The sequence below is a fragment of the Tropicimonas sp. S265A genome (assembly GCF_049800835.1).
GTDB lineage: Bacteria > Pseudomonadota > Alphaproteobacteria > Rhodobacterales > Rhodobacteraceae > Dinoroseobacter.
In genome coordinates this window covers 1,307,760-1,322,084 of record NZ_JBNAFU010000001.1, presented here as the reverse complement: position 1 = coordinate 1,322,084, position 14,325 = coordinate 1,307,760, and the positions used below count along the sequence as shown (strand labels likewise).

General features: G+C 66.5%; 10 protein-coding genes. 9 read left to right on the top strand and 1 reads right to left on the bottom strand.

Annotation, left to right across the window (positions count from 1 at the left end; all coding sequences use genetic code 11):
- The first annotated feature begins 39 nt into the window (after positions 1 to 39).
- The 4 genes from ACP15N_RS06570 to ACP15N_RS06555 are packed head-to-tail and all read left to right on the top strand — an operon-like array spanning position 40 to position 6,810.
- A complete protein-coding gene (locus tag ACP15N_RS06570; protein WP_425091421.1) occupies positions 40 to 1,044 on the top strand; it encodes an AAA family ATPase in 1,005 nt (334 codons plus the stop codon).
- Positions 1,041 to 1,943 carry a DUF58 domain-containing protein gene (locus ACP15N_RS06565; RefSeq protein WP_425091420.1) on the top strand — a complete coding sequence of 301 codons (903 nt, stop codon included), beginning with the start codon at positions 1,041 to 1,043 and terminating at the stop codon, positions 1,941 to 1,943. The genes ACP15N_RS06570 and ACP15N_RS06565 overlap by 4 nt, the downstream gene beginning before the upstream one ends.
- Positions 1,943 to 4,732 carry a DUF4159 domain-containing protein gene (locus tag ACP15N_RS06560; RefSeq protein ID WP_425091419.1) on the top strand — a complete coding sequence of 930 codons (2,790 nt, stop codon included), beginning with the start codon at positions 1,943 to 1,945 and terminating at the stop codon, positions 4,730 to 4,732. Before ACP15N_RS06565 ends, ACP15N_RS06560 begins: the two co-directional genes overlap by 1 nt.
- Complete coding sequence (locus tag ACP15N_RS06555) at positions 4,729 to 6,810, top strand: hypothetical protein (RefSeq protein WP_425091418.1); 2,082 nt, start codon at positions 4,729 to 4,731, stop codon at positions 6,808 to 6,810. Before ACP15N_RS06560 ends, ACP15N_RS06555 begins: the two co-directional genes overlap by 4 nt.
- A 107-nt stretch (positions 6,811 to 6,917) precedes the next feature.
- Here ACP15N_RS06555 and ACP15N_RS06550 read toward each other — a convergent pair whose 3' ends face one another.
- Positions 6,918 to 7,277 carry a hypothetical protein gene (locus tag ACP15N_RS06550; protein WP_425091417.1) on the bottom strand — a complete coding sequence of 120 codons (360 nt, stop codon included), beginning with the start codon at positions 7,275 to 7,277 and terminating at the stop codon, positions 6,918 to 6,920.
- 135 nt (positions 7,278 to 7,412) lie between these two features.
- Here ACP15N_RS06550 and ACP15N_RS06545 point away from each other — a divergent pair, with 135 nt between their 5' ends.
- The 5 genes from ACP15N_RS06545 (at position 7,413) to glcF (ending at position 14,319) form a co-directional block, all read left to right on the top strand.
- Positions 7,413 to 9,578 (top strand): esterase-like activity of phytase family protein, encoded by a 2,166-nt coding sequence (locus ACP15N_RS06545; RefSeq protein WP_425091416.1) that lies wholly within the window; start codon positions 7,413 to 7,415, stop codon positions 9,576 to 9,578.
- A gap of 147 nt (positions 9,579 to 9,725) precedes the next feature.
- The gene (locus tag ACP15N_RS06540; protein WP_425091415.1) at positions 9,726 to 10,193 is read left to right on the top strand and encodes a DUF302 domain-containing protein; all 468 of its coding nucleotides are present in this window, start codon (positions 9,726 to 9,728) and stop codon (positions 10,191 to 10,193) included.
- Between the two features lie 151 nt (positions 10,194 to 10,344).
- Complete coding sequence (locus tag ACP15N_RS06535) at positions 10,345 to 11,793, top strand: FAD-linked oxidase C-terminal domain-containing protein (RefSeq protein WP_425091414.1); 1,449 nt, start codon at positions 10,345 to 10,347, stop codon at positions 11,791 to 11,793.
- A gap of 76 nt (positions 11,794 to 11,869) precedes the next feature.
- A complete protein-coding gene (locus tag ACP15N_RS06530) occupies positions 11,870 to 12,991 on the top strand; it encodes an FAD-binding protein (RefSeq protein WP_425091608.1) in 1,122 nt (373 codons plus the stop codon).
- Between the two features lie 23 nt (positions 12,992 to 13,014).
- Positions 13,015 to 14,319, top strand: a complete 1,305-nt coding sequence (glcF, locus tag ACP15N_RS06525; protein WP_425091413.1) for a glycolate oxidase subunit GlcF — start codon at positions 13,015 to 13,017, stop codon at positions 14,317 to 14,319.
- Positions 14,320 to 14,325: the final 6 nt, after the last annotated feature.

Sequence of the window (14,325 nt, the reverse complement as noted above, 5' to 3'; positions counted from 1 at the left end):
TTAGATGGAAGTCACCAATGGCGTCACAAGGAGGGCTGAATGTCTGACGAGAATCTGGTCGCGGAGATCGAAACCCTGGGCGCCAAGCTGGCGGATGCCAAGGCCTCCATCGGGACACAAATCATTGGGCAACCGACGGTTGTGGACCTTTCGCTCAACGCGATGCTCTCGGGTGGACATGCCCTGTTGATGGGGTTGCCGGGGCTGGGCAAGACCCTGCTCGTCGACACGCTGAGCACGGTCATGGGCCTGAGCGCGAATCGCGTGCAGTTCACGCCGGACCTGATGCCGGCGGATATTCTGGGATCAGAGGTGCTGGAAACCGCCGCCGACGGTGCCCGGTCGTTCCGGTTTCTGGAGGGCCCGATTTTCTGCCAGCTTCTGATGGCCGACGAGATCAACCGCGCCTCGCCCCGGACGCAATCGGCCTTGCTGCAGGCGATGCAGGAAAAGGAAGTGACCGTCGCGGGCGACCACCGCCCGCTGCCTGCGCCCTTCCATGTGCTGGCCACGCAGAACCCGATCGAACAGGAGGGCACCTATCCGCTGCCCGAGGCACAGCTGGACCGGTTCCTGCTGCGGATCGATGTGGAATACCCCGACCGCGAGACCGAGAAGGGCATCCTGATGGCCACCACGGGGATCGAGGCGGGCAAGGCCCATGCGGTGTTCACCGGCGAAGAACTGATCCGCGCGCAGGACGTCGTGCGCCGGATGCCTGTTGGCGACACGGTGGTCGAGATGATCCTGGACCTGGTCCGCTCCTGCCGCCCGAACGAGTCCGAGGCGCTGGACGTGGTGTCGAAATCCGTGGCGTGGGGCCCCGGGCCGCGCGCGGCGCAGTCGCTCATGCTGTGCGCACGGGCGCGCGCCCTTCTGGACGGGCGCCTGGCCCCGTCAGCCGAGGATGTCGCCGCCCTGGCGCGTCCGATCCTGTCGCACCGGATGGCGTTGAGTTTCGCGGCACGCGCCGAGGGTGTCGTCCTGGAGGAGGTCATCGACGCGGTGACCCGGTCCGTGACCCGGATCGAGCAGGCCGCGTGAGCCGGACAAGAGTCTCCGAGGCGCTTCACACCCCTGACAGCCTGCGCCACAGGTCCGAGACGGTTTCGGGCACGCTGCCTCCGCTGATGCTGGAGGCCGAGCATCTGGCCGCGACGATCATGCTGGGCCATCACGGGCGCAGGCGGTCAGGGATGGGTGACGAGTTCTGGCAGTACCGCCCGGCAGAGGTCGGTGACGGCGTACGGGCGATTGACTGGCGCCGGTCGGCGCGGGCCGACACGCCGTTCGTGCGCGAGAAGGAATGGCAGGCGGCACAGTCGCTGATGCTGTGGGTCGACGATTCCGCCTCGATGGCGTTTACCGGCGGGCGCGACCGTCCGTCGAAGCTGCGCCGCGCGCAGACCCTGTCAATGGCGCTGGCGATCCTGGCGATACGGTCGGGGGAGCGCGTGGGGCTGACCACGTTGTTTGAGCCGCCCAAGGCTGGCAATGTGCAGCTTTTGCGTCTGTCGCAGGCCCTGATGGACCCGGCGGAGCCTGATGACTACGGCAGCCCGGTTTTCTCGGAAATGCCATCGGGCGCGCGCGCGGTGTTCCTGTCGGATTTTCTGGGCGATACGGCGGGTGTGGAAAAAGCGCTGACCACGGCTGCGGATCGCGGCGTGAAGGGCGCGCTGGTGATGATCCTCGATCCGGATGAAGAGGCGTTCCCCTACGATGGGCGGACGGTGTTCGAGTCGATGTCCGGCGCGATCCGGTTCGAGACGCTGAAGGCCAAGGGGCTGCGCGAGGCGTATATCGAACGGCTGGCCGCGCGGAAGGATGCGCTTGAAACCTTGTGCCGCCGCACGGGCTGGCGGCTGGACATTCACCATACCGACCATGCGCCCGAAGAGGCGCTCCTCTGGCTGTACCATGCGCTGGAGAGGGTGCGCTGATGTTTGCAATCGGGCCCATCGCCTTTGCCACGCCGTGGCTTCTGGCCCTGCTGGTGGCTTTGCCGATCCTGTGGCTGATCCTGCGTGCGGTCCCGCCCGCGCCGATCACGCGCCGGTTCCCCGGGGTGGCGTTGTTGTTAGGGCTGGAAGATCCCGAAAGCGAAACCGACAAGACGCCCTGGTGGCTGCTTCTGCTGCGGGCGTTGGCCGTGGCGGCGATGATCATCGGGTTTGCCGGGCCGATCCTGAACCCGGATGAGCGCACGCCCGGATCAGGGCCGCTGCTGGTGGTCGCGGATGCCAGCTGGGCCTCGGCCCGGGATTGGGGCGCGCGCCGCGAGCGGATCGATGCGATCCTGTCGGAGGCCGCGCGGGATGGACGGCCCGTGGCCCTGGTGCAACTGACCGATCTGCCCGCGCCCGAGATCGCCTTTGGCGCGCCCGAGGAGTTACGCGCGCGTCTCGCGGGTGTGGACCCGCGGCCCTGGCCGGTCAACGCCGAGGAGGTCTCCGACTGGCTGGAGCAGGTGGAAGGGAGCTTCGACACCTTCTGGATGTCGGACGGGCTGGCTTATGCAGGGCGGGACTCCCTGTTGGCAGCGTTCGAAGCGCGCGGCACGGTCCGGGTGTTCGAAAGCCCGCGTGTTGCCTATGCGTTGCGACCGCCGGTGATCGAGACCGAAGGCGTGACCGTCGATGTGCTGCGCAACACCGGCAGCACAAGCGCGGAGATAACGGTAATAGCACGCGGTCCGGGGCCGAACGGAATAAGCCGCGAACTGGGCCGCGCCGAGGTGGCGTTCGACGAGGGTGCTGGCGAGGTGGCGGCGGTGTTCGACCTGCCGCCGGAGTTGCGCAATCGGATCACGCAGTTTGAAATTCCGGGCCAGCCGACCGCAGGGGCCGTGGCCTTGGCTGATGACGGGTTGCGGCGCCGCGAGATCGCGCTGTTTACCGGTCGCGATGACCGCGAGGGGCTGGAGCTGCTGACGCCGTTGCACTACTTGCGCCGGGCCTTGGCCCCGACCGCTGACCTGCTGGAGGTGCCGTTTGCGGATGCCCTGCTGGCCAACCCGGATGTGGTGATCCTTGCGGATGTCGCGCAACTGGCCGAAGCCGAGGCACGCGGTCTGACAGACTGGGTGGAGCAGGGCGGATTGCTGCTGCGGTTTGCCGGGCCGAGACTGGCCGCATCGGAAGTGTCGCGGGCTGAGGAAGACCCGCTTTTGCCGGTGCGCCTGCGCGCGGGCGGGCGGTCCGTCGGTGGCGCGATGAGCTGGGGCGAGCCCAAGACGCTGCGCGCTTTTGCTGAAACCTCGCCGTTTTATGGCCTGCCGATCCCGTCTGACGTGGTGGTGTCGGCGCAGGTGATGGCGCAGCCAGATCCGGACCTGCCGCAGCGGGTCATCGCCTCGCTGACCGATGGCACGCCACTGGTCACGCGCAAGGCGCTGGGGCAGGGGCAGGTCGTGTTGATGCATGTGACCGCCAATGCCGAGTGGTCGACGCTGCCGTTGTCGGGGCTGTTCGTGCAGATGCTGGAGCGGATGGCGGTGTCCTCGCGCCCGGCGGCGTTGACGGCCGAGGCCCTGGCGGGCACGACATGGATTCCCGAGCAGCGGCTTGGGCCGTTCGGCACGCTCGAAGATGCGGGCCAGCTGGCGGGCATTGCGGGCGAGGTGCTGGCCGAAGCGCCGCTGGGCGCGGACGTGCCGCCGGGCCTTTATTCAGGGAGCGACAGGGTGATTGCACGCAACGTCATGACCGCCGAGACGGAGCTTGCGGCCTCAAGCTGGCCCGCGCGGATCGAGGTGGAGGGGCTTGAGGCGACGCGGGATCAACCGCTTGCCGGCTGGCTTCTGACGGCCGCCTTGCTGTTGCTGGCTGTCGATATTCTGGCCGCCCTGTGGTTGTCGGGGCGCTTGCGGTCGGGCGCTGCCAAGGGGGCCGCGGCGGCAGCGCTGGTGATCGGGGTTGCGCTGGGCAGCGCGACCGCCACCCCGGGCATGGCGCAGGAGACGCCGGGCGAGGATGACGCACTGGCGCTGCTGGCCACGACGGATGTCGTGCTGGCCCATGTCATCACCGGCGACACGCGGGTGGACGAGCTTGCCTTTGCGGGCCTGCGCGGCCTGAGCCAGGTCTTGATGAACCGCACCTCGATCGAGCCGTCGGACCCGATCTCGGTCAATATCGAGACGGACGAGCTGGCATTTTTCCCGTTTCTCTACTGGCCGGTGACGGACCGGCAGCAATTGCCCACCGCAGAGGCGTACGCCAAGCTGAACCGTTACTTGCGTGGGGGCGGGATGATCCTGTTCGATACGCGTGATGCGGATGTGGGGCAGTTCAACTCGGACACGCCGGGCATGCGCACCTTGCGCCGGCTGGCCGCGCCGCTGGACGTGCCGCCGCTGGAGCCGCTGCCGGCGGACCATGTTCTGACGCGGACCTTCTACCTCTTGCAGGATTTCCCGGGCCGCTTCACGTCGCGGACGTTGTGGGTGGAGGCCGCGCCGCCTGATGCCGAACAGGTGGAGGGGATGCCGTTTCGCAACCTGAATGACGGGGTGACGCCGGTGGTCATCGGCGGCAATGACTGGGCGGCGGCCTGGGCCGTGTCCGAGGATGGGCGCGCGATGACCCCGATCGGACGGGGGTTCTCGGGCCGTCAGCAGCGCGAGCTGGCGTATCGGTTCGGCGTGAACCTGATCATGCACGTGCTGACCGGCAACTACAAATCCGATCAGGTCCACGTGCCTGCGTTGCTCGAAAGGCTGGGCCAATGACGCAAGGCACCGTAATCTTCGACCCCTATCTGCCCTGGGCGGCGCTGGCCGCGCTGGCGCTGATCATGGCGGTGTTGCTGGCCTTTGCCGGGGCGCGCGGGCTACTCGGGGCATGGGTGCGCGCGCTGGCCACGGCCGCATTGTTGCTGGCCCTGGCGAACCCGTCCCTGCAGGAGGAAGACCTGAGCCCGTTGTCGGACATCGTGCTTGTCGTCGTCGATGACACCGCGAGCCAGCGCATTTCCGACCGGGCCGAACAGACCGAGACGGCGTTGGCCGACCTGACTGCGGAGGTCGAGGCGCGCGGCAACACCGAGTTGCGGGTCGTGCGGGTGTCGGATGGCGACGATAATGCAGGCTCGCTGGTTCTGGGGCGCATGACGGAGGCGCTGGCGGAGATCCCGCAAGCGCGATTGGCCGGGGTGGTGGTAATCAGCGACGGTCAGATCCATGACCTTGGGCCCGCCCCCGCGTTGCCCGCGCCCGTGCACCTGCTCCTGACCGGACGGGAGAGCGACTGGGACCGCCGCTTGGAGCTTGTGACCGCCCCCGCCTTCGGCATTCTGGGCGAGGAATTGCAACTGACCCTGCGGATCGAGGACGCGGGCGACGTGCCTGCCGGCGCGCGCGGCCCGGTGCCGCTGTCCATCGCCATCGATGGCGGGACGGCGGTGCAGGTGCAGGTGCCCACGGGCCGCGAGATTACCATCCCGCTGGAGCTGGAACATGGCGGCACGAACGTGGTGCAACTGTCCGTGCCGGAGGCCGAGGGCGAGTTGACAGATCGCAACAACGCCGCGGTGGTTCAGATCAACGGGGTGCGTGACCGGCTGCGGGTGTTGCTGGTCTCGGGCGAGCCCCATGCCGGGGAGCGCACGTGGCGCAACCTTCTTAAATCGGACTCGGCGGTTGATCTGGTGCATTTCACCATCCTGCGCCCGCCCGAGAAACAGGATGGCGTGCCGGTCTCGGAATTGTCGCTGATCGCGTTCCCGACGCGGGAACTGTTCCTGGAGAAGATCGAAGACTTCGATCTGATCATCTTCGACCGCTACCGGCGGCGGGGCATCCTGCCGCAGATCTACCTCGACAACATCTCGCGCTACGTCGACTCGGGCGGCGCGGTGCTAGTCGCGGCGGGTCCGGATTTTGCGTCCGCCAACTCCATCTATCGCTCGCCGCTGGCCGATATCCTGCCCGGTGCGCCCACGGCGCAGGTGCTGGAGGAAGGTTTCACGCCGGCCATTTCCGATCTGGGCGAACGCCACCCGGTGACCGAGGGGCTCGCCCCCCCCGATCTGCAGGAGGACGAGACGCCCTGGGGCCGCTGGTTCCGTCTGATCGAGGTTGAGCCAGTGGCGGGCGACGTGGTGATGACCGGACCGGGGGATCGGCCCTTGCTGATCCTCGACCGGGTCGGCGAGGGGCGCGTCGCGCTGCTGGCCTCGGACCACGCCTGGCTGTGGTCACGCGGCTATGAGGGCGGTGGGCCGCAACTCGAACTGCTGCGCCGTCTGGCGCATTGGATGATGAAGGAGCCCGAACTGGAGGAGGAGGCGCTTGTCGCCACCGCCGAGGGGCAGACCATGACCATCACCCGCCGCGCGCTGGAAGAGGCCGAGGGGCGTGAGGTCACGGTCGTCGGCCCCGATGGCACCGAGATCGTCCTGCCGCTGGAAGAGGTCACGCCCGGGCGCTGGCGGGCGGAGTTCGAGGCGCCCGAACCGGGGCTGTATCGCCTGACCGATGGCCTGTTGGAGACGGTCGTGGCGCTTGGGCCCGCGGCCCCGCGCGAGTTCGAGGAAACCATTGCAAGCGGCGACAAGCTGGCGCCGCTGATCGACGGGACACGCGGGGGTGTTGTGCCGCTGGAGGCCGGGTCCCCACGCCTGCGCGATGTGGGCGAGGGGCGCAACGCCGCCGGCCGCGGCTGGATCGGCCTGACCCCGCGCGAGGCGGCGCTGACGACCGATTTGCGCATCTCGCCGTTGATTGCGGCCTGGTTGTTCCTGGCGCTGGTCGCTGCCCTGACGATTGCCGCATGGTTGCGCGAGGGACGGCGGAGCGTGCCCGGCTAGAGCGCGTTTTTCGGCGGTCTGCCCTTTGTGAGCGGGTCGGACTGGGGGCTCTGCCCCCGGTGGCCCCTGCGGGCCACCGCCCCCGAGGTACTTGAGCACAAAAGAAATCAGGGGAGCGGGACCGTGACCGTGGTGTCCGCCCAGCCGGTGGTGTTGGTACTGGCCCGGATCTGCACCTGCGTCAGCCCGTCCGGAATCGCGATGTTGCCGAGCGCGCGCGTGAAGGGCTGTTCCTCCACATGCGGGTGCAAGAGCGTGCGGGTGCCGAGGATACTTCCGCTCGCGTCCTCAACGCGCCAGCCATCGGCGTAGTCATCCCATCCGGTGTCCGCGTGGCGGATCGTCACCTCCGCGCGCCACGTTTCGCCGGTGCGGGTCAGGTCGGTCGCGACGATCTCTGCCGGATCGGCAAGGGCGGGGAGGGCGAGACCGCACGCCAGCAGCGCGCGCAAGGGTGTGTGGATCATGTCGAGGCTCCTTTGTCGCCGCGAGGATAGCGCAAGTTGCGCCGGCGCGGTGTTTCACAAAACTGACATCTCGGTGATACGTTCCTGTTACGGCGCTTGGGCAGACCTCCGGACGAGAATACTCAGGGGGTCTCCATGACAAAATCGCTCTTGTGGGGCAGCGTTGCGCTTGCTGCCCTTGCCGTGCCTGCACTGGCCGAGATGAATTTCAACCGCATCGCGTCGTTTCCGGTGACGACGAACTTCTCGGGCGAGGTGCCCGAGGAAACGTCCGCCGAGATCATCGACGCGACCGATGATGGCATGACGCTGGTCTATACCGATAGCCCAGCAGGTGTGATCGGCGCGATTGACATCACGGACCCGGCCAACCCGCAACCGCTGGGCACGATGGCGATGGATGGGGAGCCGACCGCGGTGTCGATCATCGGGACGACCGCGTTTGTGGGCATCAACACCTCTGAAAGCTACACGGCGCCGTCGGGCATGGTGAAAGCGATCGACGTGACCACGATGACGGAACTTGCGCGCTGCGATCTGGGCGGTCAGCCCGACAGCACCGCCAAGGCGCCGGACGGGTCGTTCATTGCAATCGCTATCGAGAACGAGCGCGACGAGGATCTGGGCGAGGGCCGGGTCCCGCAGATGCCCGCGGGCGATCTGGTGATGATCGATGTCGTGGACGGGTCGCTGAACTGCGACAGCCTGATCCGTGCGAGCCTGACCGGGCTGGCCGAGGTCGCGGGCGAGGATCCGGAGCCCGAGTTCGTCGATATCAACAGCCTTGGCGAGACGGTCGTCACCTTGCAGGAGAACAACCATATCGCGGTTGTGGCGCGCGACGGATCGATCGTGTCGCATTTCTCGGCCGGTGCGGTGGACCTGGAGGGGATTGACGCCACCGACGAGCGCGCGGCGATGATCTTTACCGAAAGCCAGCCGGGCCGGGTGCGTGAGCCGGATGGAATCCAGTGGATCGACGACACGCATTTTGCCATCGCCAACGAGGGCGACATGGATGGCGGGTCGCGCGGCATGACGATCTTTGCCAAGGACGGTACACTGATCCACGAGACCGGCCCGGCGTTCGAGCATGCCATCGTGCAGATCGGGCACTATCCGGACAAACGCTCCGACGCGAAGGGCGTGGAGCCCGAAGGCATGGAGTTCGGCACCTTCAACGGTACACCGTATGTGTTCGTGATGGCCGAGCGGGCCTCGGTCGTTGGCGTCTATGACGTGACCGAGCCGGCCAACCCCGTGTTGGCCCAGCTTTTGCCGTCGGGTATCTCGCCCGAAGGTGCGGTTGCGATCCCGTCACGCGGGCTTCTGGCCACGGCCAACGAGTACGACGGCCTGGAGGATGGTGCCGCACGCGCGCATGTGATGCTTTACCAGTATTCCGAGGCTCCCGCATCCTATCCGCATCTGACCTCCGAAGGGATGGCAGAGCTGACGGGTTGGGGGGCGATCTCGGGCATGGTCGCGGGCACGGGCTCCACCATCTACGCGGTCAATGACAGCTTCTATGGCTACCAGCCGACGATCTTCACCATCGATGCGTCAACCACCCCGGCCCGCATTGTCGATGCCACGCCAGTCACCCGTGCGGGACGCCCGGCGCAGAAGATCGATATGGAAGGGATCACGCTGGATGGCGAAGGCGGGTTCTGGGTCGCCTCGGAGGGGCGGACGGACCGGGTTGTGCCGCACGCGCTCTATCACATCGCCGCCGACGGATCGATCGAGGCGGAAATCGGGTTGCCGCCGGAGTTGATGGCGGTCGAGCGGCGCTTTGGTTTCGAAGGGATTACGCGCGTCGGTGATACGTTGTGGATGCCTGTCCAGCGCGAGTGGAAGGACGATCCGGAAAACCACGTGAAGCTGGTTTCCTACAACATCGAGACGGAAGAGTGGGGCTACGTCCGCTATCAGAAGGCCGCGCCCGAGAAGGGCTGGGTCGGCCTGTCTGAGATCACCGCGCATGGCGACTGGGTCTACGTGGTCGAGCGCGACAACCAGCACGGGCTGGAAGCCGAGACCAAGAAGGTCTACCGCATCCCCGCTGCCGAGATGATGCCGGTCGCGCTGGGTGAGGAGGCGCCGGTGGTCAGCAAGGACCTCGTGCGCGATCTGATCCCGGATCTGACCTCCACCGGCGGGTACGTTCTGGACAAGGTCGAGGGTCTGGCGATCACCGAACAGGGAGAGATTTTCGTCTCCACCGACAATGACGGGGTCGATGATCATTCGGGCGAGACGATGTTCTTCTCCATCGGGTCGCCCGGGGCTGCGAATTAAACCAAAGCACTTTTCAAGTAACGGGGGCTCGCGGCATCGTGGGCCCCTTTTTCATTGGGCGTGCTCACGCCGACGCACGAGAAGGTGTGCAGCCAGCGCGCGCGGACTGGGGCATAGTACAGGGACCTGACAGAGGAGACATTGGTGATGACATTTCGAGCCCTGATTTTTGTTTGTGTCACGTGGCTGGCGGGGCCCGCGCTGGCCAGCGACATGCCCCCGGTGAGCGTGCCGAGCCCGCATTCGGCGGCGGACACGCTCGCGCGGGTCGAGGCGGAGATTGCCGCGCGCAACCTGACACTGCTGGCCAAGATCGACCATCAGGCCGCTGCCGCGGATGTGGACCTTGAGATGCCCGCCGCGACGGTGGTGTTTTTCGGGATGCCCAAGGCAGGGACGCCCATGTTCCGGAAAGTTCCGACGCTGGCGATCGATCTGCCGCTCCGCGTGCTGGTCTATGAGGATGCCGAGGGCGCGGTCTTTGTCGCCTACAATCCGGGGGAGTGGCTGGGCGAGGCTGTGATGGCGCGCCATGGTTTGAACATGCCGCCCGAGGCGCAGGCGGGGATGACCGGGATGTTGTCGGCTCTGGCGGAGGCGGTGATTGCGCCCTGACACCCCTTGAGAGATGCGTGCAGGGGACGTTGCCGAGGGGCAGCGGCCCCTGTTTTTTGGGACGTGGCGCGAAAGGGCTTGCCATATTATCAAAATTGGTTATAAATTCTGACCAATTGTTGCATCATGCGCGACTTTGGGAGGATGTGCCATGGAAATGCCGACACCGGACGCGGGTATTCTGGCCAAGAAAAGCCGACTTGTCGCGCTGTTGCAGGAGGTTCTGCCTGAGGACGCGGTGATTCACGAGCCTGAGGAAACCCGCGCTTACGAGTGCGATGCGCTGACAGCCTATAAGTGTCCGCCGTTGGCGGCGGTACTGCCGGCCTCGACCGAGGAAGTGGCCGCCGTACTGAAGATCTGCCATGCCGAGGGCGTGCCGGTGGTACCGCGCGGGTCGGGCACGTCTCTGGCCGGTGGGGCATTGCCGACCGCCGATAGCGTGATCCTCGGCGTCGCAAAGCTCAACCAGGTGCTGGAGACCGATTATGACAACCGCTTCATCCGGGTGCAGACCGGGCGGACGAACCTGAGTGTTACCGGCGCGGTCGAGGCGGAGGATTTCTTTTACGCGCCGGACCCGTCGAGCCAGCTGGCCTGCGCCATTGCCGGGAACATCGCGATGAACTCGGGTGGGGCGCATTGCCTGAAATACGGGGTGACCACCAACAACCTGCTGGGCGTCACCATGGTGACGATGGAGGGCGAGGTCGTCGAGATAGGCGGTGCGCATCTGGATGCCGGGGGACTGGACCTGCTCGGGGTGATCTGCGGCTCCGAAGGGCAGTTGGGTGTTGTGACCGAGGCGACGCTGCGCATCCTGCGCAAGCCCGAGGGCGCGCGGCCCGTGCTGATGGGGTTCGACAGCAACGAGGTCGCGGGCGAATGCGTGTCCGACATCATCAAGGCGGGTGTCCTGCCAGTGGCGATCGAGTTCATGGACCGCCCCTGCATCGAGGCGTGTGAGAACTTCGCCAAAGCGGGCTACCCGATGTGCGAGGCGCTTTTGATCGTGGAGGTGGAGGGCAGCGACGCTGAGATCGATGCGCAGCTGGGTCTGATCAAGCAGATCGCCAGACGCCACAACCCGGTGGAGTTGCGCGAGAGTGCCTCCGCCGCCGAGAGTGCCGCGATCTGGAAGGGCCGCAAGTCGGCCTTTGGCGCGATGGGGCAGATCAACGATTACATGTGTCTGGACGGCACCATCCCGGTCTCGGAACTGCCGCGCGTGTTGCGGGGCATTGCCGAGTTGTCGGAGAGATACGGTCTGGACGTGGCCAACGTGTTCCATGCAGGTGACGGGAACATGCACCCGCTGATCCTGTTTGATGCGAATAAACCCGGCGATCTGGAACTGTGCGAGGAGATGGGTGCGGAAGTGCTGAAACTCTGTGTCGATGCGGGCGGCTGCCTGACCGGAGAGCACGGGGTCGGCATCGAAAAGCGGGATCTGATGACGGAGCAGTTCACCGATGCTGATATGGAAATGCAGTTGCGGGTCAAGGACGTGTTTGACCCGGCGTGGCTCTTGAACCCTGCCAAGGTGTTCCCGCTGCACGTGACTGCGCCGCGCCGCGAAGGCCACACGCGCGCCGCCTGAAGTCAGCCAGAGAGCCGGGGCGTTGCCCCGGACCCCAGAGTATTTTTTCAAAGAAGAAGAGGGGGCGCGCGTCATGCTGCAGCCTGGGAGTGAGAGCGATTTGGCGGAAGTCATTCGCGGGACCAAGGGGCCGCTGCGGGTGCGCGGCGGTGGCACGCGGCCGGTTGGCAAACCGGTGACAGGCGAGGCGTTGTCGGTGGCTGGGCTGTCGGGCATCGACCTGTATGAGCCCGGTGCGTTGACGATTGTGGTCAAGGCCGGAACGCCGCTGGCGGAGGTCGAGCAGGCATTGGCCGCAGAGGGCCAGCGCTTGCCGTTTGAGCCGATGGACCATCGGGGTCTGCTGGGATCGGACGGGGCGCCGACGATTGGCGGCGTGGTGGCGGCCAATGCCTCCGGCCCGCGGCGCATCCAGGCCGGGGCCTGCCGCGACAGCCTGATCGGGGTGCGGTTCGTCACCGGCGAGGGCGAGATCGTCAAGAACGGGGGCCGGGTGATGAAGAACGTCACCGGCTACGATCTGGTCAAGTTGATGGCGGGCAGCTACGGCACGCTGGGCGTGCTCAGCGAGGTCAGCTTCAAGGTGCTGCCCGCTCCGGACGCGGCGGCCACGCTGACGATTGCCGGGCTGGACACCGCGCAGGCGGTCCGGGCGCTGTCCGCGTCGCTGGGCTCGCCCTTCGAGGTGTCGGGGGCTGCGCATCTGCCGGCGACGGACGGTGAAGCGCGCACCCTTGTGCGGGTCGAGGGGCTGGAGGCGCAGGTGAGCTATCGGACCGGAAAACTGACCGATCTGCTGCGTTCCTACGGGCCGATCAGTGTCGAGACCGATCCAGCACAGGTCGCGAGGACATGGATGCAGATCCGCGATGTGGCCCCGTTCGCCGGGGTGCCGGGAGATGTCTGGCGGATTTCGGTCAAACCCTCGGACGGGCCCGGGACCGCGGCGCGCACGGGCGGGCAGGTGATGCTGGACTGGGGCGGGGGCCTGATCTGGGCGCTGGTGCCCGAGGGCACCGACATGCGTGCGCGGCTGGGCGCGTTCGGCGGGCACGCGACCCTCGTGCGCGCCAGCGAGGACACGCGCGCCGCCCAGGCGGTGTTTCATCCCGAACCGGCCCCCCTGGCGGCGATCAGCGCGGGCCTGCGCGCCCGGTTCGACCCCAGGGGCATCCTGAACCCCGGCCTCATGGCCTGACGCGACGCGACGGAGCGACACATATGCAAACGACCTTCACCCCCGAGCAGCTGACCGATCCGGGCATCGCGCGGTCCAATGAGATCCTGCGCAGTTGCGTCCATTGCGGGTTCTGCACCGCCACCTGCCCGACGTATCAGGTGCTGGGCGATGAGCTCGACAGCCCGCGGGGCCGGATTTACCTGATCAAGGACATGCTGGAGAATGAGCGCCAGGCGGACGAGAAGACCGTCAAGCATATCGACCGTTGCCTGTCCTGTCTGGCCTGCATGACCACCTGCCCGTCGGGGGTGCACTACATGCATCTGGTCGACCACGCGCGCGAGTATATCGAGAACACTTACAAACGCCCGTTGTTCGAGCGGGTGCTGCGCTGGACGCTGGCGCGGATCCTGCCCTATCCGATGCGGTTTCGGGTGGCGATGCTGGGCGCGAAGATTGCCAAGCCGTTTGCGGGCCTCATGCCCGACAAGCGTTTGCGCGCGATGCTGGAGATGGCACCCAAGACCATCCCACCCGTCAGCCGCAATGACGACCCGCAGGTTTTTCCGGCCATCGGGGAGCGCAGGAAGCGCGTCGCCCTGATGACGGGCTGTGCGCAGCGCGCGCTGAACACTGATATCAACGATGCGACGATCCGGGTGCTCCGGCGACTGGGCTGCGAGGTGGTGATCGCGGACGGGCAGGGCTGTTGCGGGGCGCTGACCCATCACATGGGCAAGACGCAGGAATCCCACGGCACGGCGGCCAAGAACATCCGTGCGTGGTGGGGCGAGATGCAGGGCGAGGGGCTGGATGCCATCGTCATCAACACCTCGGGCTGCGGGACCACCGTGAAAGACTACGGGCACATGTTCCGCAATGAGGCGCTGGCCGAGGAGGCTGCCGCTGTTTCCGCCATTGCCAAGGATATCTCGGAGGTGCTGATCGAGCTCGATGTTCCGGAACACGAGAAATTCAGCCAGGGGTTGACCGTGGCCTATCACGCGGCCTGTTCATTGCAGCATGGCCAGCAGATCAAGACCTTTCCCAAGGACCTGCTGCGACAGGTCGGGTTCAAGGTCGTGGAGCCGCAGGACGCGCATCTGTGTTGCGGGTCGGCGGGCACCTACAACCTGATGCAGCCTGATATTTCCAAGGAACTCAAGGCCCGCAAGGTCGAGACGCTGGAGGCCACCAAGCCCGATCTGATCGCGGCGGGGAACATCGGGTGCATGATGCAGATCGGCTCCGGCACCGGCGTGCCCATCGTCCACACGGTGGAGTTGATCGACTGGGCCACGGGCGGACCTGTGCCGCGCGCGCTACAGAAGATAAAAGCCGCCTGATTTGTG